Below are 26,164 nucleotides of genomic sequence, written 5' to 3'. Positions count from 1 at the left end.
ATGCAGGCATGCAAGCTTTTTTGAGCATTTTCGACATCTATCTGCTGGAGGCCGTGATCAACGGCATCCTGCTCGGCGGCGTGCTGGCACTGCTCGCGCTCGGGCTCAATTTGATCTTTGGCGTCATCGACGTGACCTGGATCTGCTACGCAGAGCTGGTGATGATCGGCATGTACGCCATGTATTTCATCGTGCAGTATTACGGCCTCAGCTACTTCATCGCAGCGCCGTTCACCATTTTGCTCGTCGCGATCCTCGGCGCCGCGCTGCACTACCTCGTGATCGCGCCGCTGCTCACCGCGCCGCCGATCAACCAGCTGCTTGCGACAGGCGGGGTGCTGTTCGTGCTCCAGAGCTTTGCCACCGTCGCCTTCGGCATCGACTTCCGCAATCTCGGCATCCGCCTGCCGGTGCTCGCCTTCGGCGACATGAATTTCAGCTACGCGCGGCTGTTGTCCTTTCTGGCCGCGCTGGTCGGCATGGTCGCAGTGTACCTGTTCATGACCCGCACCTTCACCGGCACCGCGATCCGCGCCATCTCCCAGGATCGGCAGATCATGGCGCTGATGGGCGTCGACACGAAGAGAATGTATCTCATCACCTCCGCGCTCGGCGGCGCGCTGGCTGGGCTCGCCGCTTGCCTGCTGGTGCTGCAATATGACGTGCATCCCTTCGTCGGCCTCTCCTTCGGACCGATCACCTTCCTGATCTGCGTGCTCGGGGGGCTCGGCAATTTCATCGGCGGCTTCATCGCCGCCTTTGTGTTCGCCGAGATCATATCGCTCGGCGGCCTGTTCTCCGATCTCGAATGGGGCTACGTGCTCGCCTTCGCCTTCTTCATCGTAATGATGTTCATCCGGCCCGCGGGCCTGCTTGCGAGGCGCCGATGATGGGGCAGGGCCGGCTTGCGGCGTGGGCGGTGGGGCTGGCGGCGCTGGTCGCGCTGCCCTTCCTCTATCGCGATCCCTATCACCTGCACATCCTGGTGCTGATCCTGATCTGGTCGTTCGCCTACACCTCCTGGTCGATGATGGGACGGTTCGGCCTCGTCTCGCTCGGCCATGGCGGCTTCATGGGCATCGGCGCTTATGTCACCGCGCTGCTGTGGAATCACCTGGGCTGGTCGCCCTGGATCGGCATTCCCATCAGCATGGTTGCGGCCGGCGCGCTGGCGCTGATCGTCGGTTATCCCTGCTTCCGCTTCCGCATCACCGGACATTATTTCGTGCTGGTGACGCTGGCGCTGTCAGGGATCGTGCTCCAGGTCATCACGGCGACGCGCAACTATACCGGCGGCTCGCTCGGCTATACGCCAAATCGGGCCTCGGGCAACAAGCTGCTGGCGCTGCAATTCGACGACAAGACGACCTGGTATCTGATCGCGCTCGGGGTCTGGCTTTTCGGCATCGTGGTCTGGCACTGGGTCGACCGCAGCATGGCTCGCTATGCGCTGGAGGCGATCTCGGAGGATGAGGATGCCGCGGCCGCGGCCGGCGTCAACGTCACCGCCGAGAAGCTGAAGATCACGCTGCTCAGCGCCGTGATGACGGCGCTCGCCGGCGCAATCTACTGCCAGTACCAGATGTTCATCACCCCCGACACCGTCAGCGGCATCGCTGTGTCGCTCCAGATGGTGTTCGCGGCCATCGTCGGCGGCCTGTTCGTCTCGCTCGGCCCGACCTTTGGCGCTGTCATCACCATTTTGCTGGCGGAAACCCTGCGTATCGGCTTCGGTACCAAGGCGGTCGGCTGGGACAACCTCGTCTATGGCGTGCTGCTCGTCCTTTTCATCATATTCCTTCCCAAGGGCATCCTTGGTAGCCTGCTCGACCGATTGAAGCCGCAACGCAAGGTGCCCCGCGCTCATGAGCAAGAAGCCGTCCAAATCGCTCGCCCAGGAACTTGACCGCTACATCACGCCGTTCCGTTACGACGGATCGGGCAAGTTTCACCTCAAGGATTACAAGACCAACGAGAAGGGCGATCTCGACAAGGAGAAGGCGCAGGAGATTCTCGACGCCAACAAGAAGCGGATGATCGAGTTTCAGGAGAAGCTCTACGCCCAGGACCGCTGGTCGGTGCTGATCGTGTTCCAGGCCATGGACGCCGGCGGCAAGGATTCTGCGATCAAGGCGATCTTCGAGGGCATCAATCCGCAGGGCTGCGAGGTCCATGCTTTCAAGGCGCCGAGCACCAAGGAGCTCGACCACGATTTCCTCTGGCGCCACGCGATCGCGCTGCCCGAGCGCGGCCATATCGGCATCTTCAACCGCTCGCATTACGAGGAGTGCCTGGTCACGCGGGTGCACCCGGAGATTCTCGCCAGGCAGAAGTTGCCGCAAAGGCTCGTCACCAAGAACATCTGGAAGGAGCGGTTCGAGGACATCTCCGCCTTCGAGCGCCATCTCAGCCGCAACGGCACGGTGGTCCTGAAATTCTTCCTCAATCTATCCAAGGAGGAGCAGCGCGAGCGCTTCCTTGAGCGGCTCGAGGAACCGGCCAAGCAATGGAAATTCTCGATGGACGACATCAAGGAGCGCGCGCTGTGGCCGCGCTACCAGGCGGTCTATCAGGACATCGTCCGGCATACGGCAACGTCGCACGCGCCATGGTATGTCGTGCCGGCCGACCACAAATGGTTCGCGCGCGTCGTGATCGGCTCGGCGATCGTCGCGGCGCTCGAAAAGCTGGACCTGCGCTTTCCCCGCGCCGACAAGGCCTCGCTTGGCGAATTCGACGAGGTGCGCAAGGCGCTGGAGCGCGAGGGGAAGGGAGGCAGGAAGCCCGCAAAGTGACCGCCCGTGAGACCAGCAACCAGAAGAACGTCAACTTCGCGCTTCAGGGCGGCGGCGCGCACGGCGCCTTCGTCTGGGGCGTGCTGGACCACGTGCTCGAGGACGGCAGGCTCGCCATCGAGGCGATCAGCGCTACAAGCGCGGGCGCGATGAATGCGGTGGTGCTGGCCTCAGGCATGGCCATCGGCGGAGCCGAGGGGGCGCGGCAGAACCTGCATGCGTTCTGGTACGAGGTCTCGCGGATGGATCAGGTCTATGACCTGTTCTCGCCACTCAACCAGTTGATCCAGGCCCTCAAGCTGCCGCCGGAATATCACCCTGTCCATGCTTTCATCCACACGCTGACGCACACGGTGCCGCCGAACCTGCTCAACCCCCTCCACTTCAATCCGCTCCGGTCGTTGCTGCTACGCGTGGTCGATTTCGATCGGCTCAATTCATCGCCGGACGCACCGCAGCTATTTCTCAACGCCACGAATGTCCGTACCGGCAAGATCAAGGTGTTCCAGACGCCGCTGCTCAGCGCGGAGACCGTGCTCGCCTCGGCCTGTCTGCCGCCATATTTCCAGGCGGTCGAGATCGACGGCGAGCATTATTGGGATGGCGGCTATCTCGGAAATCCCGCGATCTTTCCGCTGATCTATCGAAAAGGTAGCCAAGACGTCATCATCGTGCAGGTGACCGCGATCCGGCGTGACGAACTGCCGACGAGTGCCGCCGACGTTCTCCATCGCATCAACGAGATCAGCTTCAATTCGTCACTGATGCGTGAGATGCGCGCGATTGCCTTCACGACCCGGTTGATCGATAATGGCGAGCTCGATCGCAACACGCACAGCCGCATGTTCATGCACTGGATTGGAAACGACCAATTGATGTCGCAGCTCGGAACGGCCACGCAGTTCCATCCCGAATGGAGCCTCTTGTGCCGCCTGCGTGACGAGGGGCGTGAGGCCGCGCGAATCTGGCTGACGCAAAACTTTGACTGGATCGGCAGCTCGTCGACGGTTGATTTGACTGAAATGTTTCTCTGATTTCGAGTTTGTCGTGTACAAGCCTGCTGTCGTCGTTTCCCTGTTCGCTGCGCTCTTGATCGCCGGTTCCGCGCGCGCCCAGACCTATGGGGGCGATGCGCCGGTCTGCCTGCACGTCTTCGGCGAGTTGGAGGGCGAACGGATGGACTGCATTTTCTCCTCGTTCGCCCAGTGCCGGGCAAGCGCGCAGGGGCGTCCGGCGACATGTCTGACGAATCCGTATTTCGCGCAGGCGCCGTCGGCGAGGACAGGGCGCCGCGTTCGCTAGCGGCGATCCCGTAGGGTGGGCAAAGCAAAGCGTGCCCACCAATCTTCGTCCGGCGAGAGGTGGTGAGCACGGCGCAAGAGCGCCTTTGCCCACCCTACGATCTCAGCGCGAGCGAAGCTCGTCGCGTCTGAGCAAGCCGACCCTCAATACCCGCGGCCCCACCAGTAGCAGAAGCGCTCGACATTGGCGGGAAGGGCGGTCTCGTAATTCGCCCATTTCTCGTATTTCGGCAGCTTCACTTCCTTCATCGCGGTGTCGAAGCATTTGCCGGCATCGGCGGCCTTCTTCACCTCTGCAGATAGATCTTCCATGTAGGCGATGTCGTCCTCGACGTCCTTCTTGGTGCCGAAGCGGCCGCCGGCATAGGGATGGCCGGGGATCATTCGTTCCCAGTCGAGCGATGCGAGCTTCTTCAGCGAGGCGATATACTCGATCGGCGAGGCGTTATCGGGGATGTTGCGGAACTGCACGGACTCGATCGGTGCGAAATCGACGACGAAGACGATCTTCTCCTTCGGCAGCCGCATCACCAGCGAATTGTCGGAATGGTTGCGGCCGACATAGTTCAGCTCCAGCGTGGTGCCGCCGAGCGTGATGCTCTTCTTGTCGCCGATCACCTGGTCCGGCATCACGACATCGGCGAGCAGCGAATTCTGCTTCTTCAGCTCGAGCAGGCGCTCCTTGGTCCGCCGGTGTGCGATGAAGGTGGCACCGAGATCCTTGAAGGGCTGGCCGCCGGCGATGTGGTCGTAATGGTGGTGGCTGTAGATGACGTATTTGATCGGCTTGTCGGTGACGGCCTTGATGGCGTCGATATAGGGCTTTGCCGGACGCAAATACGAGATCGGGTCGGTCGCGATCACGCCCTGCGGTGTCACGATGAACATCGACTGATGACCGCCATAGCGGAAGACGTAGACGTTCTCGGTGCCGTCGACCTTCTTGGTCGAGGTCTGCGGCGGGGTCTGCGCGAAGGCCGATCCAGTCAGGAGGGCCGCGACAGCGGCGATGCAAAGCAATGCTTTCATGTCTGGCTTTCTGGAAATGGATGGAATGCGGAAGGCGAATGGACTCTCTGACACAAACGCGGCGGGAGGGAATTTATTCCCTGATCCACTGCGATCAATCTATCGCGGTGGAGGGAACACGTCCTCAAATGTGATACCGGCACCATTGATCCTGCTTGACAGTTTTATGTCACGGGAGGAGCATGCCGTTGGTCGCAAACAAGCGACGCGTCGTCCACCTCAGAGCAAGGGGAGGTCTATGACTCCACCTCCGCAGATCCAGCCGCGTTAAGTGCGATGGAGCTCGTTCGGACTATCGCATAGCGGCAGAAACCGCGAACGGCACGCCGGGTCAAGGTTTAGCGGGCTGCATCAGTGAGGCAAAGCCCCTACCTTCCCGGCGCTGTATTTTGCATCACACCGATCGTGTCGGATGGCCGTGATGCGGCCGCCGTGACAGGCGCTTTGACATCCTGCTTTCTCCTCCTCCTCGCCGTCATTCCGGGCCGACTCCCGGAATGACGGGAGGATTTTGTTGTGAGCATCGCACTCGGTTGATGTTCGGCCGCGCGGAGCCGACGGTTCCCGTTCCTGCATTGCGGCAAATGCCAAGAGAATGTCGCCTCGTTGGCCAACTTCCGACACAGCGCCGGGGCGAATAGCGTCGATACGACATGACGCAGTGCTTCGGCGGCGACAGTCCCGACTCCGCCGGCGCATGCGCTTTTCCAGGGAATCCTCGTGTCGCACAAGCTTGCCCCGGCGTTCCTCGCCGCTCTCTTCATCGCGATCTCGTCTCTTTCCACCGTCCGCGCCGAGCCGCCGGCCGCCAACAGGGCTGCCGCACTGTCGCCGGAGGACGCCAAGCGGGCGCTGGAGACGCTCCAGGACGACAAAAAACGTGCGCAGATGATCGATACGCTGCGCGTGATCGCGAATGTGCCCGGCCAGCAGCAGCCGGTGCCCGCGGCGCCCGAGCAGAAATCGCCGATCCCGCTCTCGGCCGACGGCCTTGGCGCACAGCTCCTGCTCACGGTGTCGGAAGAGATCGGCGAGATCTCGCGCGAGATCGCCGACGTGGCGCGGACGCTGACGCATTTCCCCGCATTCTATTACTGGATCGTACGGACCGCCAACGATCCCGCCGCCTACAACCTCCTGATCGAGATCGCCTGGAAGCTCGCGCTGGTGTTCGGCTGCGCCCTTGCGGCGGAATGGGTGATCTTCCGCGCGATCCGGCGACCGGTTGCCTTCCTGGAAGGACGCGTCCCGCAAACCGCGCGCCTGCCGGCGCAGGTGCTGCCCATCGCAGATCCACCGTCGTCGGTCGCCGATGTCACGCCCGCGCCCGAGCTGCACAAGCGCCGCCACAGTCTCGCACGTGTCTGGCAATTGCTGCTGCGGCTGCCCTTCGTGCTCGGGCGTCTCCTGCTCGAGCTGCTCCCCGTGTTCGTTTTCATCGGCGTCGCAACCGCTCTGCTCGGCACGGAGATCGGCGATCCCGCAACCGTGCGCCTCGTGATCCTCGCCGTCGTCAATGCCTACGCGTTCTCGCGCGGGCTCATCTGCGTCGTCCGCGCGCTGGCGGGGCCGTTTGGCCTCGTTCCGGTTCGGGCAGAAACCGCGGCCTATGTCGAGATCTGGGCGCGGCGCATCGTCGGCGTCGGCGTCTCCGGCATCGCCTTCGCCAATGTGGCGCTGCTGCTCGGCCTGCACCGCGCCGGCTATGCGGCGCTGCTGCGTATGGTGTTGTTGGTCGTGCATCTCTTCGTCGTCGTCATCATCCTGCAATGCCGCCGCCAGGTCGCCGATGCCATCCGCGCGCCGGCGGAGCGGCAGGGGATCGCGGCGCGACTGCGCAACCGCATTGCCGGCGGCTGGCACTATCTCGCCATCGCGCTCGACCTCGCGCTGTGGGCGGTCTGGGCGCTCAACATCCGCAATGGCTATTCGCTGCTGCTGCAATATTTCGTCGGCACCGTCGTGGTGGCGCTGATCACGCGCGTCGCCATCATGGTGACGCTGAGCCTGATCGACCGCGGCTTCCGCATCAAGCCGGAGATACTGCAGCGCTTTCCGGGCCTCGAGATCCGCGCCAACCGCTATCTGCCGCTGTTGCGCAAGATCGTATCCAGCGTGATCGCGTTCATCGGCTTCGTGGCCGTGCTCGAAGTCTGGGGCGTCGACGCCATGGTCTGGTTCTATGGAGGCCAGATCGGCGGCCGGCTGATTCGGCGGTGGCGACCATCGGCATCGCTGTGCTCATTGCTGCCGCCGTCTGGGAAGCCAGCAACGCGCTGCTGGACCGCCAGATCAATACGCTGTCGCGCGATGGGCACTACGCCCGCGCGGCGCGCCTGCGCACCTTCCAGCCGATGCTGCGAACGGCGCTGCTTTGCTTGATCGCCACTGTCGTCGGCCTCACCGCGCTGAGCGAGATCGGCGTCAACGTCGCGCCGCTGCTGGCCGGCGCCGGTATCGTCGGCATCGCCATCGGCTTCGGCTCGCAAAAGCTGGTGCAGGATCTCATCACCGGCCTGTTCCTGCTGCTGGAGAACACGGTCCAGGTCGGCGATAACGTCAGCGTTTCGGGGCTGTCCGGCGTGGTCGAGAATGTCTCGATCCGCACCATTCGTCTGCGCGCAGGCGATGGCGCGGTGCACATCGTGCCGTTCAGCGCGGTGACGACCATCACCAATGCGAGCCGCGGCGCCGGCAATGCGTCCGTCAGCGTCAATGTCGCCTACAGGGAAGACACCGACCGCGCCGGCCAGATCCTCAAGGACATCGTCGAGGAGATGCGCCGCGAGCCGGAGTTTCGCGCGGCAATTCGCGGCGACCTTGATCTGTGGGGCATCGACAAGGTCGATGGTGCCATGGTGTCGATCGTCGGCCAGATCCGCTGCACGGAGGCGGGCCGCTGGCCGGTGCAGCGCGAATTCAATCGCCGCATGAAGCTGCGCTTCCAGCAGAACGGCATCGAGGTCGCATCCCCGGTCCAGACCATCCTGATGCAGATCGCGCCGCCGGCTGATGGCGCCGCCAATCTGGCCCCGCGGCGGGCGGCTGGTTAGCGCTCGGCATAATTTCCAGCTTGCCTCTGCCCGCCCGGCAGCGTTCACTCCGGCCCCAGCCCGCTAACAACATGCGGGCGATGAAAAAGGGTGGATGGAATGCAGGGGCTGTGGGCCGGACTACGCGGTCATGTGATCGTCATTTGCGCATTGATCGGATCCGCGGTGTGGGCCGGACCGGCGGGCGCCCAGCCGTTTCCGTCGCGCCCCATCACCCTCGTGGTGCCGTTCGCGGCGGGCGGCCCGACCGACACGCTGGCGCGGATCCTGTCCGAGCGGATCGCCGCTCAGCTGCACACGACCGTCGTGGTCGAAAATGTCGCCGGTGCCTCCGGCAGCATTGCGGGCGCCCGCGTCGCGCGCGCGACGCCTGACGGCACGACGATCACGATCGGCCATTGGGGCACGCATGTGCTGAACGGCGCGATCTTCAAGCTGCCCTATGATGTGATCGCCGATTTCGAGCCGGTCGCGACGATCGCGATGGGAACGCAGCTGATCGTCGGCCGGAAGTCGCTCGAGGCCAACAATCTGAAAGAGATGATTGCGTGGCTGAAGGCCAGCCCCGGCAAGGCGACTGCTGGCACAGCCGGTGCCGGCACGGGCGCGCACGTCGCAGGCGTCTTCTTCAAGGAGAAGACCGGCACCGATTTCCAGTTCGTGCCTTATCGCGGCGCCGGACCCGCCATGATCGATCTCGTCGCAGGCCAGATCGACATCATGTTCGACCAGGCCTCGAACTCGCTGCCGCAATACAAGAACGGCGCGATCAAGGCGTTCGCAGTGACGTCGCCGACGCGGCTCGCCTCCGCGCCCGACATCCCGACCGTCGACGAGGCGGGCCTGCCCGGTCTCTACATCTCCTACTGGCACGGCATCTGGGCACCGAAGAACACGCCGAAGGACATCGTCACGAAGCTCAACGCGGCCATCGTCGCGGTGCTCGCCGATCCATCCGTGAAGCAGCGCTTCGGCGAATTGGGGCAGGAGATACCGCCGACCGAGCAGCAGACGCCCGCAGCGCTTGCGGCCTTCCAGAAGGCCGAGACCGAGAAATGGTGGCCGATCGTGAAGGCCGCCGACATCAAGCCCGAGTAGTCGTGCTGCGTTTACCTCTTCTCGCGCGCAAATGCCGGCTTTTCGCGAAATCTCGCTGCGGTGCGAGATCACAATCGAGCCTTGAGTCGCTACGTCCTTGATCTCGGGTGAGCACTGGCCGACAATGCTTGCCCTTCAATAAGAAACTCCCTGGGGGAATTCGTGAATAGACCTGCTCGGGTCAGCGCCCAACCGACATCATCCGACCCCGCTCACGGCATGACGCTGCTGCGCGATCCCTTGCTCAACAAGGGCACCGCCTTCACCGAACAGGAGCGCGACGCGCTGGGCCTGCGCGGCCTGCTGCCGCCTTGCGTGCTGACGATGGAGACCCAGGTCGAGCGCGTGCTCACCAATCTGCGTACGCTGCCGACGGATCTGGAAAAATACGTCGCGCTGAATGCGCTGCATGACCGCAACGAGGCGCTGTTCTTCCGCGTCGTCGTCGACAATATCGACGAGATTCAGCCTATCATCTACACCCCGACGGTCGGGCTCGCCTGCCAGAAATACGGTCTGATCTTCCAACGGCCGCGCGGCATGTTCATCTCATCGCGCGATCGCGGCCAGATCGCCGAGATCCTGGAGAACTGGCCTTATCCGGCCAAGCTGATCGTCGTGACCGATGGCGAACGCATCCTTGGGCTGGGCGATCTCGGCGCCAACGGCATGGGCATCCCGGTCGGAAAGCTCTCGCTCTATTCCGCCTGTGCCGGCGTGCATCCCGAGCATTGCCTGCCGATCGTGCTCGACGTCGGCACCAACAACGAAGAGCTCTTGAACGATCCCTATTATCTCGGACTGCGCGAGCGGCGGCTCACTGGCGAGGCCTATGACAGCTTCGTCGACGAGTTCATGCAGGCTGCGCGAAAGACGTTTCCGGGCGTGCTGATCCAGTTTGAGGATTTCGCCAATCACTCGGCGTTCAAGCTGCTGCACAAATATCGGGACGAGGCCTGCGTCTTCAACGACGACATCCAGGGCACCGCGGCCGTGGCGCTCGCCGGCCTGTTCTCGGCGCTGCGCGTCAATGGCGGCAAGCTCAGGGATCAGCGCATCCTGTTCCTCGGTGCAGGCGAGGCGGCAACCGGCATCGCCGATCTCGTCGTCTCGGCCATGATGGCGGAGGGGATTTCCGAGGCGGAAGCTCTCCGGCGCAACTGGCTGGTGGATTCCCGCGGCCTCGTCGTCGGCGGCCGTGACGGCCTCTCTGGCCACAAGCTGCGCTATGCCCATGCCGGCCAGGCGCCGATCGCCGATTTCCTCACCGCGATCAAGACGCTGAAGCCGACGGCGATCATCGGTGTCGCCGCGGTCGGCGGCGCCTTCACACCCGACGTGCTCAAGGCGATGGCCGCGCTCAACGAGCAGCCGATCGTGTTCGCGCTCTCCAACCCGACCTCGAAGGCCGAATGCTCGGCCGAGGATGCCTACCGCTATACCGAGGGCCGCGCACTGTTCGCCTGCGGCAGTCCCTATGATCCGGTGACGCTCAACGGCCGTACCTTCGTGCCGCGCCAGGGCAACAACTCCTACATCTTCCCCGGCGTCGGCCTCGGCGTCATCGCCAGCCGATCGCGCCTGGTGACGGACGAGATGTTCATGGCGGCCGCCCATACGCTCGCCGATTGCGTCGGCAAGGAGGACCTCGCGCAGGGCAGCCTCTATCCGGCACTCCCTCGCATTCGCGAGGTTTCGGCCCGCATCGCCGTTGCGGTGGCGGACGTCGCCTATCAACGCGGTCTCGCCGACGGCCCCGCTCCCAACGACGTGAAGGGCCTGGTCCAGTCCGAGATGTACGAGCCGAAGTATTGAGCGTGCTGCACCCAAAACGGCGCGGTTAATGCGCTGACGTCTCCACATCGTCATGGCCGGGCCTGTCCCGGCCATCCACGCCCCTTGCCGCGTGATACGAAGAACGTGGATGCCCGGGACAAGCCCGGGCATGACGGCACGGCGAGGTGGAATCGCCGTTGCGCGGCGCGGCCGCATATGCGACGATCTGTAGCGTTACAAGAAAACTCAATCCGCAAGGTCAGATGCCATGGACGATCGTTTGCCCGAACTGGGCGACCTCGAGCACGAGGTCATGCAATTGGTTTGGGCCCATGGTCCCGTTACGGCCGAGGTCGTGCGCGAGCGGCTGTCGCGGCGTCTGAAGGAATCCACGGTGCGCACGGTGCTGCGCCGGCTCGAAGAAAAGGGCTATGCTCGGCACACCGTGGACGGACGCACCTATGTCTACCACGCTGCGGAAGAGCGCGCGCGGGTCGCGGCCAAGGCGGTGCAGCGTATCGTCGACTGGTTCTGCAACGGCTCGATGGAGGAAGTCCTCGTCGGCATGGTGGACAATGCGATGCTCGACCAGCAGCAGCTGCGTACACTGGCCGACCAGGTGGCCAAGGCGAAGAAGGCGAGGGGAGTGAAGAAAGAATGATCGCAACTCTGGCTGAGGCGGCGCTACGCTCCTTCGTGCTGGGAGGCGTCGTCTGGTTCGGTCTCAACCTGTTTCGCGTGCGCAATCCGCACGTCCACATGACGGCGTGGGTCGTCGTGCTGCTGGCATCGCTGGCGATGCCCTTCGTCATGCATTGGCCGACGCTGACGATCACCCGGATGCCTTTGCCGGTATCCGTGCCGGATGATTTCCTGCCGGCCGACATCTCGATGTTGGAGGCCCCGCAACCCGCGCTGCCGATTCCGCCGGGCGTCGTGGCGCCGGCAAAAGCTGTTGTATCGATCAATTGGTGGCTGGTCGCCACCATCGTCTATGCCGGCGTCGCCGGCGCGCTGCTGCTGCGGCTGGCCATCGGTCTCTGCCTGACCTGGCGTCTGGCACGCGCGGCAAGGCCGATGAGCGGCCCGCAGCTGATCGACGCCGACGTGCGCGTCAGCCGCGAGGTCGGCGGTCCGGTCACGTTCGGCTCGACCATTCTGGTGCCGCCGCAGTTCTCCGGCTGGGATGCGAAGAAGCGCCTCGCGGTGCTCGCGCATGAGGGCGCGCACGTCGCCAATCGCGATTTCTACGTCCTGCTGCTTGCCTCGCTCAACCGTGCAGTGTTCTGGTTCAGTCCGTTCTCGTGGTGGCAGCTCGCGCGCCTTGCCGAGCTCGCCGAGATCATCAGCGACGCCGAGGCTATCGAAGTCATCGACGACCGCTGGTCCTATGCCGAAATCCTGCTCGATGTCGCAACCAGCGTAAATCCGCGGCCGGTGGAGCTCGCGATGGCGCGGGTATCGACCGTGCGCGCACGCGTCGAGCGCATCATCGCGGCCGCCGCCATGCCCGTCGCGGTCGGCTGGCGCAAGCGGCTGTGGATCGCGGCCGCGATCATTCCGGCTGTGATCGTGTCCGCCGGCATGATCGCCTATCGCACCCCGGATCCCGTGCCCGTCGCCGCGGATACCGGCGAGGTGCCGGCCCAGCATTACCGCCCCTTCGTCAATTTCTACGCCATGGGTCCGGGCTCGGTGTTCGCCATCTTCCGCGAGGGCGACGACCTCTATGGCCAGCTCACCGGACAGCGCAGGCTGCGCCTGACGGTTGGCAGTGACGGCACCGCGGCCTACGCGGCCCCGTCCGGCGAGATCACGTTCCCGCTCGATGCGGAGCGCCGCTCCTCCGAGCTGACGCTGCGCATGAACGGCCGCGATATCCGCGCGGTTCGGGTCGCCGAGATGCCCACGGCAGCCGTCGATCCCGCGTCGCTCGATCAATATGTCGGATGGTACAGGATCGCGCCGAACCGCGTGCTCACGCTGCGGCGTGACGGCGATCGTCTCTGGTTGCGTGAGACGGGACAGGGCGCAACGCAGGTCCTCGCCGAGGGCGCTGACGCCTTCTCCTTCCGCGGCGACCATCTCTTGATCTTCCTGCGCGACGAGCAGTCGAAGGTTGCACGCGTGCTGGTGCAGAGCGCGACGTTCGGCGCGCGCCTCGCGCCTCGCGTCGATGCGGCGGTGGCGCAGGCGGTCGAGGCGGACTTCACGCGCCGCCTTGCGGAAGTTCCTGACAGGTTCAGGGAGCAGGTCCCGGTCGCGGGCGGCAAAGAGATGATCTTGCGCGGGATCGAAGACCTGCGCGCCGGAACGCCGAACTACGATCGCACGAGCGCGCCGCTAGCGGCCAAGGTCCACCGGCAGCTCAATGAAATGCGCGAGGCGTTCCAGGCGCTCGGCGTGGTGGAATCGATCTTCTTCCGCGGCGTCGGTCCGGGCGGCTATGACATCTATGGCGCGAAGTTCGAGAACGGCACGGCCGAATTCCGCCTGATGATCGAGCCCGACGGCAAGGCCGGCGACGTGATCTTCCGGCCCGACGGCAACGACGAGCTCGGCGGTATAGTGCCTTGCTCGGAGGAAGCGCGCGTGCGCGGCCGCGCCGGCACTTCGCCGATCAGGATCATGGTCTATAACGAGATGGGCGACGACATCCAGGTCTTCAATCTCGACGCCGATGGCAATCGCAGGATGCAGAGCACCGTCAGGCCCAACGTGTCTTGGGCTTCCACGACCACCGTGAACAATCCCTGGGTGATTGCCGACAAGTCTGGGCGGTGCCTTGAAGTCCTGCTGCCGGGGCGGCAGACCCGCTTCCACAATGTCGAAGCGTCGAACATCGGCGCGCGGCCGGGGCGCGCGGCGCGCCGCGCCGTTCCGATCGCCAATGGCGAGGAGATGCTGCGCCGCTATATCGAAGGCGTCGGCAAGGGCCAGCCGGACTACGAGCGCATGACGTCGGAGGTGGCCGACATCACGCGTCAGCAGCTTCCGTTCGACCAGGCGATCCTGGCGCGGCTCGGCGCATTGCGCGCGGTTTCGTTCCGTGGCGTCACCGCGCTCGACAGCGACATCTATGTCGCCCAGTTCGCCAACGGCTCGGCGGAATGGCGCATCGGCGTCAGGAACGGCACGATCACGAAGATCGCGCTCGGACCCAATTTCTAGCGGCTCACGTCTGCCGCAGGAGTGCCTGCTCAGATTTGTTGTGCTTCTGCGGAGACTGCGGAATGAGACTCGTCGCATCGATGTGGGCGATTCCCGTCGTGCTTTGCCTGTCGGGGACGGCACTCGCCGATGACCTCGCGACACCAGGCGATGCAAAAAGCCTGGGATTCTCGGCCGCGCGTCTGGCGCGGATCGCGCCATGGTATCAGGCGCGCTTCGATTCTTTCTCGCCGTCGGACGGCCTTCTCCCCGGTGCGGTCATCGCAATCGCGAAGGGCGGCAAGCTCGCCTATTTGCAGGCCATCGGATTTCAGGACCGCGCCAAGACCGTCCCGATGAAGACGAATTCCATCTTCTGGATCGCCTCGATGTCCAAGCCGGTGGCCAGTGTCGCCGCCATGATTCTGGTGGACGAGGGCAAGCTCGACCTCGACGCGCCCGTCTCGCAATATCTGCCGGAGCTTGCGAACATGCGGGTCGCTTTTCAGAAGGCGGACCCGGCGACAGGCGAAATGGAGTACGGGCTCGGTCTGCCAAAACCAGCAAAACGTCCGATGACGGTTCGCGATCTGTTGCGCCATACGTCTGGCCTGATCTATCCGGAGCTCGATTTTGCCTACCCGGAACGGGGCCTTGCCGACGCAAGCGCCGACTTCGGGATCCGGACGATCCATGGGCTCTACGGCTTGAGGGCCGTGCGGAGACGCGACACGACGTTGGCGGAATTCGTGTCGAGCCTGGCCCGCCTGCCGCTCGCGCACGAGCCCGGCGAGGTCCATGAATATGGCTGGAGCGTCGAAGTGCTGAGCCGGGTCGTTGAAGTGGCGTCTGGTCAGCCCTTCGATCGGTTCCTGGAGAGCCGCATCTTTGGTCCGCTGCATATGGTCGACACCGGCTTCTTTGTGCCGAAGGAGAAGCTCGATCGGCTCGTCGATTCTCCCATGCCGGAACGGCCGCCGATCTGGGATGTCACGACGCCGCCAAAGTTGTTTTCCGGCGACGGCGGACTCGTATCGACCGCGCCCGACTATCTCCGCTTTTGCCAGATGCTGCTCAATGGCGGCGAGCTCGATGGCGTGCGCGTGCTCAGCCCGCATGCGGTGAAGCAGATGACGACGAACGCACTGCCATCGGGTGTCACCATCTTCGGAGGTGACGAGGTTGGCGCCCGCGCCGGAACAACCTTCGGGCTTGGCTTCGCCATCCGCACCGATCCGGTCCAAAGCTGGATCCCGGGAGCGGTCGGGAGCTTTTCCTGGGCGGGACATTGGAGCACGTATTTCTGGATCGATCCGGCGGAGCAATTGATCGGCGTACAGATGGTCCAGACGACGCCCGGCAGCAAAGGGCGCCAGGCGGTGCTGTATTCGGGGATCAATCACCTCGTCTATGGCGCATTGACGATTCCCGAGTCGACCGCCGTCCCGCCGGCTGCGCCGGCGACCCTGAGCACGGAAGCGCTCGCCGATTATGCCGGGACCTATGACTTCGGCGCTACGGTGAGCTCGCGTGACAGACAGGGCCTCGCTGATGGCAAGACCGGATGGCTTGGAATCGGCAATTTCGTCGCCATGGAGCAGGAGGGGCTGAGGATCAACAAGCCGAACCCTGGCGGCGGCCCCGCAACCAAAGCCGGTGTGACGGCGGGCGACCTCATCACTGAAATTGACGGCGCGCCGCTGAGAGGCCTCGCACTCGCCGATGTCCTGGCCAAGCTGCGAGGGCCAGTCGACTCGACGATCAAGATGAAAATCGTCCACAGGGGTCAAAGCAGCGCCGGCGATCTCAGCGTCGTAAGAGCCACCCGCCGTGCCAATTCGGTCCAGCTTCAACTTCGCGTCGAGCAAGGCAGGCTCATCGCGGAGGCGACGGGGGCTTGGCCGATCCTCGCATTCGAGAAGGGCAACGCGACGCCGCTCGTGGGCGACATCAAGCAACGAATTCACCGTAGACGACCAAGATCATACCCGGATCGCTTTCATCAGGGACGCAGCAGGCAAAGTCTCGGGGCTCATCCTGAATCCTGGGCCTTGGGAGCAGCATGCGGCCAAGAGCGCGCTTGGGCCCAATTTCTAGGACTGCCGCGGGTGCCCGTCTGTCGCGGCTCCCGACTTCTTGACCATCGCGTTTCAATCTCCGCTTGCGAGCGCATTTCCGTAATGCTACGATTTGTAGCATTACGGTTGGTAGCCTAGCGCGACACCGGTCGGCGGGCTTGAAAGAGTTGGGCGTTCGCCATGAGCAATTCCGCAAAGGCCGAGGCCGTGCTGGCGCTTCATCGCTTCGGGATGGGGCCGCGACCGGGATCACTTGCGGCTGTCGGGACCGATCCGCGCGGCGCGTTGATCGCAGAGCTTGATCGGCCGCTCGCATTGAGCGCCGCCGCCAGCCTTCCCACCAGTGCGAAGGCCTATCGCACCGTGGCCGATGCCAATGCACGGCGAGCCGCGCGTGCCAAGCAGGCGCAGCAGCAGGCCAAGAAGCAGCAGATGGCTGCGACACCAGTTGCTGCGGGCGAGCAGGGTCAGGCTCAGGCGCAGACCGAGGGGGCGCCAGCACAGGGCCAGGAGAAGGATGCTGCCGAGATAGCGGCCAAGCAGGCGGCTGACGCCGTTCCTGATCCCGGCCGTCCGATCTACTTGCAGGAAGCCAAGCTGCGCTCGGAAGCCGCGCTCGCCGCCGACATCGGCTTCGCCGAGCGGCTGGTGTGGTTCTGGTCGAACCATTTCTGCGTCTCGGCCAACCGGATCCAGAGCATGTCCGGTGCCTATGAACGCGAAGCCGTTCGCGCCAATGCGCTCGGCCGCTTCGTCGATCTCTTGCTGGCCGTCGAAGGCCATCCGGCGATGCTGTTCTATCTCGACAATCTCGGCTCGATGGGCGCGAACTCGATCGCCGGCATCAACCGCAGCAGTGGCCTCAACGAGAACTTTGCGCGCGAGATCATGGAGCTGCATACGCTCGGCGTGCGCACCGGCTACACCCAAGACGACGTGATCGGCTTCGCCAACGTGCTGACCGGCTGGACGCTGGTGCCGCCGGGCGCCGATCCCCAGCATGGCGGCGAGTTCACCTTCAATCCGCGGCTGCACGAGCCCGGCGGGCAGACCGTGCTCGGCAAGCGCTACGAGCAGGAAGACGCCGAGCAGGGCCGCGCCGTGCTGCGCGACCTCGCCGCGCATCCGGCGACGGCGACGCATGTCGCAACCAAGCTCGCGCGCCATTTCGTCGCCGACGAGCCGCCGCCGGCTCTCGTCGAGCAGATGGCCAAGACCTTTCGCGACACCGAAGGCGATCTCAAGCAGGTCGCGATTTCGATGGTGTCGTCGGACGACGCGTGGCGCGGGCCGCCGTCAAAACTGAAGCGTCCCGGCGAATGGGTCGTCGGCATGGTGCGCGCGACCGGCATCACGACCGTCGATCCCGTGCGCTTCACCGGCGGTCAGGAGCTGCTGGGCGAGGCGCTGTGGCGTCCGTCCGCGCCGAAGGGCTATCCGGACGACGAAGCGAGCTGGGTCGACGGTATCGGCCGGCGGCTCGACGTCGCCAACAATTTTGCCGAGCGCATCACCGGCACCGCGGATCCGCAAGTCATCATCGAGGATGTCTTCGCATCCGAGATCGCGCCCGAGGTGAAGCAGGCGGTCGGACGCGCCGAGAGCCGGCAGCAGGCACTGGCGCTATTGTTTATGTCGGCGGATTTTCAGAGGAGGTGAGCATGGGCTTCGTCAATCATTTGCCCACGCGGCGCGAGCTTCTGGTCGGCTCAGGTGCGCTGTTCGCGTGGAGCCAGATGCCGCGGATCGCACGTGCCGAAGGGCGCGATCCGCGCCTTCTCGTCGTCGTCCTGCGTGGCGCGCTCGATGGTCTCGGTGCGGTCGCGCCGGTCGGCGATCCCGACTGGATCGGCTTGCGCGGCGATCGCGCGCTGGTGCTGGACGGCAAGCCGCCGGCGCTGCCGCTCGATTCCTTCTTCGCGCTCAATCCGGCGATGCCGAACCTGCACCGGCTCTACAAGACCGGCAACGCCGCAATCGTCCATGCTGCCGCGACGCCCTATCGCGAGCGCTCGCATTTCGATGGCCAGGACGTGCTGGAGAGCGGCATTTCGAAGCCCGGCGTGACCGCTTCGGGATGGCTCAACCGCGCGCTGTTCGCGATGGAGTCGGGTGGGCGCGTCGATCCGCGCGGCAGCCGCGCGCTTGGCATCGGCTCGGTGACGCCGCTGGTGGTGCGCGGCTCGGCGCCCGTGATGACATGGGTGCCGCAAAAACTGTTACCGGCGAGCGAGGACACGCAAAACGGCCTGCTCGATCTCTACCAGCACACCGATCCGAAGCTTGCGACCGTGCTCCAGGCGCGCATGAAGCTCGCCTCGCTCGGCGGCGCGCCCGGCACGGGCGATCCGATGTCGGACGATCCGACATTGATGCCGCCCGGCATCGCGCGCGTGCGCGCCTACTTCGCCGAAGCAGCCGGCACCGCCGCGCGCTATCTCGCCAAGGCCGACGGCCCGCGCGTCGGCGCCATGGGCTTCGTCGGCTGGGACACGCATATCGCCGAAGGCGCGGCCTCGGGCCAGCTCTACAATCTGCTCGGTGCGCTCGATGGCGCCTTCGCGGCGATCGAGACCAACATGGGCGAGGCCTGGCGGGAGACGGTCGTCGCCGTCGTCACCGAGTTCGGGCGCACCGCGCGCATCAATGGTACGCAGGGCACGGATCACGGCACGGGCACGGTCGCCTTCCTCATTGGCGGCGCGCTCGCCGGCGGCCGCGTGATCGCGGACTGGCCGGGCCTCAAGCCGGCGCAACTGTTCGAGGAATCGCGACCTCAAGCCGACCAACGATCTTCGCGCCGTGCTGAAGGGCCTGCTCAGGGACCATCTGCGCGTCGAGGAGAAGGTGCTGGCGGATGCGGTCTTCCCCGGCAGCGCGGACGTCAAGCCGATGGGAGGCCTCGTCGGCTGACGGCGCGGCCGTCACAACCGGATCGGGTCCATGATGTGCACGCTGACGCAACGGGAACTCGACTTTCTCGCCAGCCTGAAAACCGGATGGCGGCGGCTCTATCAGCGCGAGCTGATGCGGCTCCTGAAGGGGGACACCGAGGCGAGCGGAACGCAGATGGAGACGCCCCCGATCGCCTGGCGCGTTGTATCGGGCTAGTTTTCCGCGAGTCTGCCTCGATTCACGACACGCCACTGTGGTGGAATCGCCACAGCCGGCGCGAAACGGTCGTGGCCCTAACCCTGCTTTCCTTCAGCCAAGGTTCTGCCCTCATTGCCCACCGAAACTCCAGGCAGTTCGGAGGGGCGTACCATGTCTCGCTTTGCACGTGCCGAAAGTGCCCGAATTTCCCTCGCAACCTCTTGCCGGTTGCTGCTCGCCATCATCGCCGCCGCATCGCTCGCCGCCTGCGCGCAATCGCCGGTCGGCCGCCAGAAGGCCGATCTTGGCACCAATCGGCAGGCTGCGGTGCAGCGGCCCCATAGGGTCGCGGCCCTGCATCCACGGCCGATCAGCCGGGCACGCGTCCCCGACCGTGATGCAAAGCAAACCGCTTCGCACGGCGTTGCCAGCTTCTATTCGGACACGGAGACCGCGAGCGGCGAGAGGTTCGACAAGAACGAATTGACCGCGGCGCATCCCAGCCTGCCGTTCGGCACCAAGCTGCGCGTCACTGATGTCTCCTCAGGCCGCTTCGTGACCGTCAGGGTCAACGATCGCGGGCCCTATGTTCGCGGACGCGTGGTCGACGTCTCGCCGTCCGCGGCCGAGGCGCTCGGCATGGTCGACAAGGGCATCACCAATGTCCGGCTCGACGTGGTGCGATAGAGCGCGATTGATTGACTTGAGCCGCCCCGCTTAACCGAGTGTTAGTCGCCCTGGCGCACCATGGGTGCCCAAACAAGTCGGGGCTCCAATTTGGGGTCCTCGGGGGAGGCGGCGTTTGAACACGATCCAGTATCTCGAAGATCAGGCCGCGCGCGCCGAGCGGCTCGCCAAACGGATCACGGATACGCTGACGATCGAAAAGCTCCTGACCTTCGCCGGCGAACGTCGCCGCGAAATCGAGGTCATCGCCGGCAAGTACCGGCGCGCCTGATAAACCATGCACTGGACGCATTCGCCCTCGCTGCGAGGCGCGGAACTTCTGTTCGTCTCTGGCGTCATGTCAATGATGAATGTGGAGGAGGAAGTCATGGGTTTTGGACGAGGTGCTTTGCTTTGGCTGCTTGGCGTGCCGCTGCCGATCGTTCTGCTGCTGGCATTGTTCTGGCACCACTAGAGCATGATCCGGAAAAGCGTGACGTGGTTTTCCAATAAGATCACGAATCAAACAATGATGTTGCCACACGTAAAGCGCCGCGGAAGCGGCGCTTTTTTTGCCTGCGATTCGAAACGTATCAACGAGGACGAGGCGCGATCAGGTATGGCTCTCGACGAAGTCGCTGAGATAGTCGGGAAGCCGGACGCCATCGATGTCGCAGCGCGACTTGATCTCACCGGCGACATCGGTCGAGATGTCCTTCATCCAGTGTTCGAGCGTGTTGAACGAGATCACCTTGATCGGATCGTTGAAGCAGCCGGCGACGAGCTCGCCGATCGTGGCTTCAAGATCGCTTCGTTCGATGCGGATTTCAGTCGCCTTGTCGCGGCGATCAATCACCACGAACAGGGTCTGGTCTGCGCCATAGGGCACGACCGCGGATGGTACGCCGGCTTCAAGCATCTTGGGGCTCTCGTCTCGACTTCCGATCCCGGTTAACGGGAAAATCCGGTAGAAGGTTCCTGCCTCATGAAAAGCTTGTCGCGCGCGTGCAGCTTCCGCGTCTGCACGCAATCAGAGAAATTCTCTCAACCGCGATAGCTCGATGACGTGCTCGGGCGAGAGGATATCGGTAACCAGCGGCGGCTGCGCAATCGTGTGAATCTCATAGAGATGCCTGGTCGTGGCCGGCTTCTCCATGAAGGCCGATATGCACTGGTCGAGCGTACCTTCGCTCACCTGATAAGAATCCCTATCCGGTCGGCGCTGGTTCGCAAGCGACGGCCATTTATGCAGCGTTGCAGGCGCTCCGAAATCGACCTTTGAATCCGCAATCACGTCTCCCACCGTCCCGCCTCACGCAATAAAAATTGCCCCAACACGCGGATCTGCGTGCCGGGGCCCACACCTATCGCTGCATCTTAATGCCAAGCGCTTAACGCGGCAGCCGGGAAAAGGTTCCCGGCCGCCTTGTCGCAAATCAGCTCGCGGCCGCTGCGATCCTGTGGCCCGGGCTGGTATGATCGTGGCTATCCTCATCGCCGCGGCTGACTTCCGGCGGAAGCCCGGCGAAGCGCCGCAGGGCTTCGGCCATCTGCACCCGGCCAGCTACACCGGTGATCACCACGTCGACCATCGCAAAGGACGAGTGGAAATGGCCGCGCGCCCTGAGCTGCTCGACCGGGACGCCGGCGGCCGCCATTGCCTCGGCATAGGCGATGCCCTCGTCCCGCAACGGGTCGAATTCGCAGGTGACGACCAAGGCCGGCGGCAGGCCGGCGACGTTGCCGCGCAGCGGCGAGACGCGCGGATCGGTGCGGTCGGCCGGTGAGCAGTAGAGGTCCCAGAACCAGTACATCAGCGAGCGCGTCAGGAAATAGCCCGTCGCATTGTCGTTGTAGGAGGGCCGGTCGAAGGTGCAGTCGGTGACCGGGCAGACCAGGAGCTGGCCGGCGATCTCAGGCCCGCCGCGATCGCGCGCAAGTTGGCAGGTGACGGCGGCGATGTTGCCGCCGGCGCTCCAGCCCGCGACCAGCACCGGGCCCGGCCTGCCGCCAAGCTCGGTCGCGTGCTCGGCGATCCAGCGCGTTGCCGCATAGCCGTCCTCGGCCGCGGTCGGGAAACGATGCTCGGGCGCGTGGCGATAGCCGACGCTGACGAACATCATGCCGGTCCGCCGCACCAGATCGCGGCACAGCGGCTCGTCCGATTGCTCGTCGCCGAGCACCCAGCCGCCGCCGTGGAAATAGACCACGACCGGATGCGGCCCCGGCGTTGCCGGCTTGTAGATCCGGTAAGGCAGCGGGCCGTCCGCGCCGGGCAGCGTGCCGTCGACGATCTCGCCGATCAGCCGTCCCGCGGGCCGGCCCTTGTTGAATTCGTTGACGAAGGCGCGTGCGCCGAGCGCGCCCATCGACTCGATCGGCGGCAGGTTCAGCGATGCCAGCAGATTCAGCACGAGCCGCACATCCGGCTGCAGGCATACCACCTCGCCGTCGTTGCACTGCGCGGCGCCGTTGGGGCCGGTCAGCTTGAAGCCGAGCATGCCGCGGGCCGTGACCTCGTCGCAAATGCTGCGATAGGGGCCGACGCCGCCGGTGTAAGGCATCAGGCCCTGCACCTTGCCGGGCACGTTGGCGCCCGTGTACCAAGTGTTGGCGAGCCGGTGCAGGGTCACCATCGAACAGTCCGTCATGTGCCGACCCCAGCCGGCCTGCGCCGCTTCGGTCGGCTCGATCGTGGTGAAGCCGGCGTCGCGCAGCGCAGCGATGCGGTCGACGACCCAGTCGACATGCTGCTCGATCGACACCGCCATGTTCGACAGCACCGACGGACTGCCGGGCCCGGTGATCATGAAGAAGTTGGGGAAGCCCTCGACCGTGACTCCGAGATAGGTCTGCGGCCCCTGCGCCCAGACATCGGTCAGCGACTTGCCGCCGCGTCCGGTGATCGGATGCACGGCGCGGATCGCGCCGGTCATCGCGTCGAAGCCGGTCGCGAACACGATGACGTCGACATCGACGCTGCGCTTGGCCGTGGTGATGCCGCTGGCGGTGATCGCCTTGATCGGCTCCTGGCGCAGATTGACCAGCGTGACGTTCGGCCGGTTGTAGGTCGCGTAGTAATTGGTATCGAGGCAGGGGCGCTTGGCGCCGAAAGGATGATCGTGCGGCGTGAGTGCCGCAGCGGTCTCGGGGTCGTTGACGGTGGCGCGGATCTTCTCGCGGATCAGGTCCTGGACGATCTTGTTGCCGTCGACGTCGACGGCCTGGTCGGCCCAGAGCTGCGTCAGGATGTGGACGAGGTCGCCGGCTGCCCAGGCACGTTCGAACCGCTCACGACGTTCGGCATCGCTCAATTGCCAGCTCACGACGGTCTGCTGCGGATAGGGCACGCCGGTCATCGACTGTCGCGCCTGCTCGCGATAGGCCGCGCGGTCGCTCTGGAAAATATCCATGCGATCAGATGGCGAGGGGCCGTTGTGCGCCGGCAGCGCGAAGTTCGGCGTGCGCTGGAACACGGTCAGATGCGCGGCCTGCTCGGCGATCAGCGGGATCGACTGGATGGCTGACGAGCCCGTGCCGATCACGGCGACGCGCTTGCCGGCGAGATCGACGCCGTCATGCGGCCAGCGCCCGGTGAAATAGACTTTGCCCTCGAAATCCTTGACACCGTCGATCTCGGGCGGCTTCGGCGCGGAGAGGCAGCCTGTGGCCATGATGTAGTGGCGGCAGGAGACCGGCGTGCCGCTGCTGGTGGTGAGCTGCCAGCGCTCAGCCGCTTCGTCCCATTTGGCTTCGGTGACCTTGGTCTTGAAGCGGATGTCGCGGCGCAGATCGTGGCGGTCGGCAACGAAGCCGAGATAGCGCAGGATCTCGGGCTGGGTCGCGTATTTCTCCGACCAGGTCCAGGCGTTATCGAGCTCCGGATCGAAAGTGTAGCTGTAGTCGATGGTCTGGATATCGCAGCGGGCGCCGGGATAGCGGTTCCAGTACCAGGTGCCGCCGACATCGCCGGCTTCCTCGAGGGCGACCGCCGTGAGGCCGGACTTGCGCAGGCGATGGAGAAGATAAAGGCCGGCAAATCCGGCGCCGACCACGGCAACGTCGACTTGTTGGGTTGTTCCACTCGCCGCTTTGGACTCACGTGCGGCGACCATTGCGTCTGGCATGGTATTTCCTCCCGTGTCTTTTGTTTTGCCGGCAGGCTATCGCCGCAGGCTTGGCTTGTCATCAGGACAGGTACAATCTTCGGTAGTCGTTTGCGGCGCCATCGTGGCCGCGCGAAGGTTGCGGCGATACACGCACCGCGATGCACAACCGCCGGGATTGTCCGGGCTAATCAGACCACATCCTTCTGTGTATGCTTGCGGTTACAAGCCACGCGTACCGACCGGACGTCATGACAGAGTTGAGCGAGCGGACGAAAGCCAACATGGACGTCGTCCTGGAGCAGACGTGCCGCCAATTGCCGCACGGCGGCGATCACGACAGCCGCAGGTTCATCGCCGAGCGCCTGATCGAGGCGGCGCAATCGGGCCATTCCACGCTTGGTGAGCTCGGCATCGTCGCGCGCCGCGCGCTGGCGGAGATCGTCGCCAAGGGCGGTTAGCCGGCGCCGCCGAGCTTGCCTCATCGCGGGCCGCAGACGTAACCTGTCGGGGAACCTTTTGGCGCATCGAGATCCCCCAGGATGCGGCTCCAGTTTGCGCTCGTTGTGGCGTCTTCACTCCTTTGTTGGGACGGTGCTGCCGTCGCTCAGGCAGTGGGGCAGTTTCCGTTCGCGCTGACGCGTGAAGGACAGATGCTCGGCGCCGTCGAGGGCGAGGTGGCGTCGTTCAAGGGGCTGGCCTACGCGGCGACTCCGGTCGGCGCGCTGCGCTGGCGCCCACCGCAGGCAACGGCCGAGAACCCCGAGATGCGCACCGCCTATGAGTACGGCGCGCCGTGTCTTCAGCCCTCGCTGCCTGATACGAGCGAGGACTGCCTCACGCTGAACGTATTCCGTCCCTTCGGCGTCGACGGCCCGCTGCCGGTGATGGTCTTCATCCATGACGGCGGCTTCGTCAGTGGCACCGCGAACGATCCGCTGTTCGACGGTGCAAAGCTCGCGCAAGCGGGCCTCATCGTGGTCACCGTGAATTATCGTCTCGGCGTGCTCGGCTGGCTCACTCATTCCGCGCTGTCGGAAGGTGGCTCCGGCAATTACGGCCTGATGGACCAGATCGCGGCGCTGCATTGGGTGCACGACAACATCGCGGCCTTCGGTGGCGATCCGAACAACGTCACCTTGTTCGGCGGGGGCGCAGGCGCGACGTCGATCGCGCTGCTGATGCTGTGTGCGCAATCGCGCGACCTGTTCCAGAAAGCCATTCTGCAATCGCTGCCCGGCCGCGCGCGCCTGCGCCCGGTGCAGGAGGCGGAGGCCGTGGGCCGGCAATTCGTGGCGGCGCTTGGGCAGGAGACGGATTTGCGCGTCGCCGCGCCGGCGCGGCTGCTTGCGGCCGAACAAAAACTGCTCGCCAAATCCGAACGCAGCTTCGCGCCCGCGATGGATGGAATCCTGGTGCGCGAAGACGTGGCTACTGGATTTGCGGCGGGACATGAAAGCCGCATTCCCCTCATGATCGGCTCGAATGACGACGAGACGCGTTTCGACGGCGAGCGGGAGATCAAGGAGACGCTGGCATCCTCGGGCGAGAGCAGCGACGAGCTGCGCCAGCTCTACCCTGAGATCGCCAGGCCATCGGAGCGCGCAGCCAAATTCTATACCGACAAGGTTTTCTCCGAGCCGGTCAGGCTGCTTGCCCGCCTCCATGCGGCAACGGGTGCGCCAACGTTTCGCTATCGCTTCGCTTACGTGACCGAGGCCCGGCGCACAAATCCCGACGAAGGGCACGGGCGCGAACTGCAATTCATCTTCGGCGCGGAAGGCGTGCTCGGTGCGGGACCGCTCACATGGGGGGATCGCGAGGTCGCGAACCGCATGCGCGGTTACTGGATCAACTTTGCGAAGACTGGCAATCCCAACGGCCCGGACCTGCCGCGTTGGGACGCGGCCGCAGACCGCGATCGCCTGCTGCTGATCACGAACGATCGCATCGCGAGCGGAGACGACCCCTGGTCGGATCGCCTGGACCGGCTCGCAAGCGAGAGCAGAAAATGAGTTG

Annotated in this window: 23 protein-coding genes and 1 pseudogene; 20 read left to right on the top strand and 4 right to left on the bottom strand. The window is 64.7% G+C overall.

All coding sequences use genetic code 11. The features are described from left to right. Positions 1-8: 8 nt before the first annotated feature. From QJT78_RS23455 to QJT78_RS23435, 5 genes are read left to right on the top strand one after another with little or no spacing between them, the layout of a single operon-like run. Positions 9-890: a branched-chain amino acid ABC transporter permease gene (locus QJT78_RS23455; RefSeq protein WP_028150399.1), complete on the top strand. Its 882-nt coding sequence runs from the start codon at positions 9-11 to the stop codon at positions 888-890. Next, positions 887-1,906 (top strand): branched-chain amino acid ABC transporter permease, encoded by a 1,020-nt coding sequence (locus tag QJT78_RS23450; protein WP_038942277.1) that lies wholly within the window; start codon positions 887-889, stop codon positions 1,904-1,906. Before QJT78_RS23455 ends, QJT78_RS23450 begins: the two co-directional genes overlap by 4 nt. Further along, positions 1,866-2,795, top strand: coding sequence for a polyphosphate kinase 2 family protein (locus QJT78_RS23445; RefSeq protein WP_028150397.1), 930 nt, complete (start codon positions 1,866-1,868; stop codon positions 2,793-2,795). Before QJT78_RS23450 ends, QJT78_RS23445 begins: the two co-directional genes overlap by 41 nt. Continuing rightward, positions 2,792-3,829 (top strand): patatin-like phospholipase family protein, encoded by a 1,038-nt coding sequence (locus tag QJT78_RS23440; protein WP_028150396.1) that lies wholly within the window; start codon positions 2,792-2,794, stop codon positions 3,827-3,829. Before QJT78_RS23445 ends, QJT78_RS23440 begins: the two co-directional genes overlap by 4 nt. A 13-nt stretch (positions 3,830-3,842) precedes the next feature. Beyond that, on the top strand, positions 3,843-4,097 hold the full coding sequence (locus QJT78_RS23435) for a DUF3551 domain-containing protein (RefSeq protein WP_063629858.1): 255 nt from the start codon (positions 3,843-3,845) through the stop codon (positions 4,095-4,097). Between the two features lie 143 nt (positions 4,098-4,240). Here QJT78_RS23435 and QJT78_RS23430 read toward each other — a convergent pair whose 3' ends face one another. Continuing rightward, positions 4,241-5,125, bottom strand: coding sequence for an MBL fold metallo-hydrolase (locus tag QJT78_RS23430; protein ID WP_028150394.1), 885 nt, complete (start codon positions 5,123-5,125; stop codon positions 4,241-4,243). A gap of 720 nt (positions 5,126-5,845) precedes the next feature. On the opposite strand from QJT78_RS23430, the gene QJT78_RS23425 reads away from it, so the two are divergent. The 13 genes and pseudogenes from QJT78_RS23425 (at position 5,846) to QJT78_RS23365 (ending at position 20,514) form a co-directional block, all read left to right on the top strand. Further along, on the top strand, positions 5,846-7,507 hold the full coding sequence (locus QJT78_RS23425; RefSeq protein ID WP_240537504.1) for a hypothetical protein: 1,662 nt from the start codon (positions 5,846-5,848) through the stop codon (positions 7,505-7,507). Next, the gene (locus tag QJT78_RS23420) at positions 7,504-8,178 is read left to right on the top strand and encodes a mechanosensitive ion channel domain-containing protein (protein ID WP_240537503.1); all 675 of its coding nucleotides are present in this window, start codon (positions 7,504-7,506) and stop codon (positions 8,176-8,178) included. The genes QJT78_RS23425 and QJT78_RS23420 overlap by 4 nt, the downstream gene beginning before the upstream one ends. A gap of 99 nt (positions 8,179-8,277) precedes the next feature. Next, entirely contained in the window at positions 8,278-9,276 is a 999-nt protein-coding gene (locus QJT78_RS23415; protein WP_038942276.1) for a tripartite tricarboxylate transporter substrate-binding protein, read from the top strand. 162 nt (positions 9,277-9,438) lie between these two features. Further along, on the top strand, positions 9,439-11,091 hold the full coding sequence (locus QJT78_RS23410) for an NAD-dependent malic enzyme (protein ID WP_080586496.1): 1,653 nt from the start codon (positions 9,439-9,441) through the stop codon (positions 11,089-11,091). 229 nt (positions 11,092-11,320) lie between these two features. Next, a complete protein-coding gene (locus QJT78_RS23405) occupies positions 11,321-11,713 on the top strand; it encodes a BlaI/MecI/CopY family transcriptional regulator (protein WP_014493096.1) in 393 nt (130 codons plus the stop codon). Further along, positions 11,710-14,223 carry a M56 family metallopeptidase gene (locus QJT78_RS23400; protein WP_028150392.1) on the top strand — a complete coding sequence of 838 codons (2,514 nt, stop codon included), beginning with the start codon at positions 11,710-11,712 and terminating at the stop codon, positions 14,221-14,223. The genes QJT78_RS23405 and QJT78_RS23400 overlap by 4 nt, the downstream gene beginning before the upstream one ends. 62 nt (positions 14,224-14,285) lie before the next feature. After that, complete coding sequence (locus tag QJT78_RS23395; protein WP_244433254.1) at positions 14,286-16,418, top strand: serine hydrolase; 2,133 nt, start codon at positions 14,286-14,288, stop codon at positions 16,416-16,418. A gap of 42 nt (positions 16,419-16,460) precedes the next feature. After that, a complete protein-coding gene (locus QJT78_RS23390) occupies positions 16,461-17,939 on the top strand; it encodes a DUF1800 domain-containing protein (protein ID WP_028150390.1) in 1,479 nt (492 codons plus the stop codon). 2 nt (positions 17,940-17,941) lie between these two features. Continuing rightward, a pseudogene (locus tag QJT78_RS23385) lies at positions 17,942-19,193 on the top strand (DUF1501 domain-containing protein). 30 nt (positions 19,194-19,223) lie between these two features. Next, a complete protein-coding gene (locus QJT78_RS23380; protein WP_157790242.1) occupies positions 19,224-19,391 on the top strand; it encodes a hypothetical protein in 168 nt (55 codons plus the stop codon). Between the two features lie 153 nt (positions 19,392-19,544). Further along, entirely contained in the window at positions 19,545-20,060 is a 516-nt protein-coding gene (locus tag QJT78_RS23375) for a septal ring lytic transglycosylase RlpA family protein (protein ID WP_028150388.1), read from the top strand. A 115-nt stretch (positions 20,061-20,175) separates the two neighbouring features. Next, on the top strand, positions 20,176-20,331 hold the full coding sequence (locus QJT78_RS23370; protein WP_014493103.1) for a hypothetical protein: 156 nt from the start codon (positions 20,176-20,178) through the stop codon (positions 20,329-20,331). A gap of 6 nt (positions 20,332-20,337) precedes the next feature. Beyond that, positions 20,338-20,514: a hypothetical protein gene (locus QJT78_RS23365; protein WP_155257855.1), complete on the top strand. Its 177-nt coding sequence runs from the start codon at positions 20,338-20,340 to the stop codon at positions 20,512-20,514. Between the two features lie 138 nt (positions 20,515-20,652). Here QJT78_RS23365 and QJT78_RS23360 read toward each other — a convergent pair whose 3' ends face one another. The 3 genes from QJT78_RS23360 to QJT78_RS23350 all read right to left on the bottom strand — a co-directional run bounded on the left by QJT78_RS23360 (position 20,653) and on the right by QJT78_RS23350 (position 24,166). Beyond that, positions 20,653-20,958 carry a hypothetical protein gene (locus tag QJT78_RS23360; protein WP_038942273.1) on the bottom strand — a complete coding sequence of 102 codons (306 nt, stop codon included), beginning with the start codon at positions 20,956-20,958 and terminating at the stop codon, positions 20,653-20,655. Positions 20,959-21,069: 111 nt separating this feature from the next. Continuing rightward, a complete protein-coding gene (locus QJT78_RS53175) occupies positions 21,070-21,342 on the bottom strand; it encodes a hypothetical protein (RefSeq protein ID WP_028150386.1) in 273 nt (90 codons plus the stop codon). Positions 21,343-21,475: 133 nt separating this feature from the next. After that, positions 21,476-24,166 carry an alpha/beta hydrolase fold domain-containing protein gene (locus QJT78_RS23350; protein ID WP_038953308.1) on the bottom strand — a complete coding sequence of 897 codons (2,691 nt, stop codon included), beginning with the start codon at positions 24,164-24,166 and terminating at the stop codon, positions 21,476-21,478. 191 nt (positions 24,167-24,357) lie between these two features. Here QJT78_RS23350 and QJT78_RS23345 point away from each other — a divergent pair, with 191 nt between their 5' ends. Both QJT78_RS23345 and QJT78_RS23340 read left to right on the top strand, forming a co-directional pair. Further along, on the top strand, positions 24,358-24,606 hold the full coding sequence (locus QJT78_RS23345; protein WP_014493107.1) for a hypothetical protein: 249 nt from the start codon (positions 24,358-24,360) through the stop codon (positions 24,604-24,606). A gap of 81 nt (positions 24,607-24,687) precedes the next feature. Beyond that, positions 24,688-26,160: a carboxylesterase family protein gene (locus QJT78_RS23340; RefSeq protein ID WP_028150384.1), complete on the top strand. Its 1,473-nt coding sequence runs from the start codon at positions 24,688-24,690 to the stop codon at positions 26,158-26,160. Positions 26,161-26,164 lie beyond the last annotated feature (4 nt).

It is taken from the genome of Bradyrhizobium sp. Mp27 (assembly GCF_029953005.1).
Lineage (GTDB): Bacteria > Pseudomonadota > Alphaproteobacteria > Rhizobiales > Xanthobacteraceae > Bradyrhizobium > Bradyrhizobium barranii.
The sequence above is the reverse complement of the archived record's forward strand: the minus strand, read 5'-3'. Positions and strand labels throughout refer to the sequence as shown.

Excerpts from the sequence above, each read along its gene's own strand:
- QJT78_RS23380 (WP_157790242.1), top strand. The coding sequence starts at position 19,224 with ATGATGTGCACGCTGACGCAACGGGAACTCGACTTTCTCGCCAGCCTG.
- QJT78_RS23415 (WP_038942276.1), top strand. The coding sequence starts at position 8,278 with ATGCAGGGGCTGTGGGCCGGACTACGCGGTCATGTGATCGTCATTTGC.
- QJT78_RS23365 (WP_155257855.1), top strand. The coding sequence starts at position 20,338 with ATGCACTGGACGCATTCGCCCTCGCTGCGAGGCGCGGAACTTCTGTTC.
- QJT78_RS23340 (WP_028150384.1), top strand. The coding sequence starts at position 24,688 with ATGCGGCTCCAGTTTGCGCTCGTTGTGGCGTCTTCACTCCTTTGTTGG.
- QJT78_RS23405 (WP_014493096.1), top strand. The coding sequence starts at position 11,321 with ATGGACGATCGTTTGCCCGAACTGGGCGACCTCGAGCACGAGGTCATG.
- QJT78_RS23395 (WP_244433254.1), top strand. The coding sequence starts at position 14,286 with ATGAGACTCGTCGCATCGATGTGGGCGATTCCCGTCGTGCTTTGCCTG.
- QJT78_RS23400 (WP_028150392.1), top strand. The coding sequence starts at position 11,710 with ATGATCGCAACTCTGGCTGAGGCGGCGCTACGCTCCTTCGTGCTGGGA.
- QJT78_RS23350 (WP_038953308.1), bottom strand. The coding sequence starts at position 24,166 with ATGCCAGACGCAATGGTCGCCGCACGTGAGTCCAAAGCGGCGAGTGGA.
- QJT78_RS23390 (WP_028150390.1), top strand. The coding sequence starts at position 16,461 with ATGAGCAATTCCGCAAAGGCCGAGGCCGTGCTGGCGCTTCATCGCTTC.
- QJT78_RS23360 (WP_038942273.1), bottom strand. The coding sequence starts at position 20,958 with ATGCTTGAAGCCGGCGTACCATCCGCGGTCGTGCCCTATGGCGCAGAC.
- QJT78_RS23445 (WP_028150397.1), top strand. The coding sequence starts at position 1,866 with ATGAGCAAGAAGCCGTCCAAATCGCTCGCCCAGGAACTTGACCGCTAC.
- QJT78_RS23375 (WP_028150388.1), top strand. The coding sequence starts at position 19,545 with ATGTCTCGCTTTGCACGTGCCGAAAGTGCCCGAATTTCCCTCGCAACC.
- QJT78_RS23345 (WP_014493107.1), top strand. The coding sequence starts at position 24,358 with ATGCTTGCGGTTACAAGCCACGCGTACCGACCGGACGTCATGACAGAG.
- QJT78_RS23430 (WP_028150394.1), bottom strand. The coding sequence starts at position 5,125 with ATGAAAGCATTGCTTTGCATCGCCGCTGTCGCGGCCCTCCTGACTGGA.
- QJT78_RS23455 (WP_028150399.1), top strand. The coding sequence starts at position 9 with ATGCAAGCTTTTTTGAGCATTTTCGACATCTATCTGCTGGAGGCCGTG.
- QJT78_RS23450 (WP_038942277.1), top strand. The coding sequence starts at position 887 with ATGATGGGGCAGGGCCGGCTTGCGGCGTGGGCGGTGGGGCTGGCGGCG.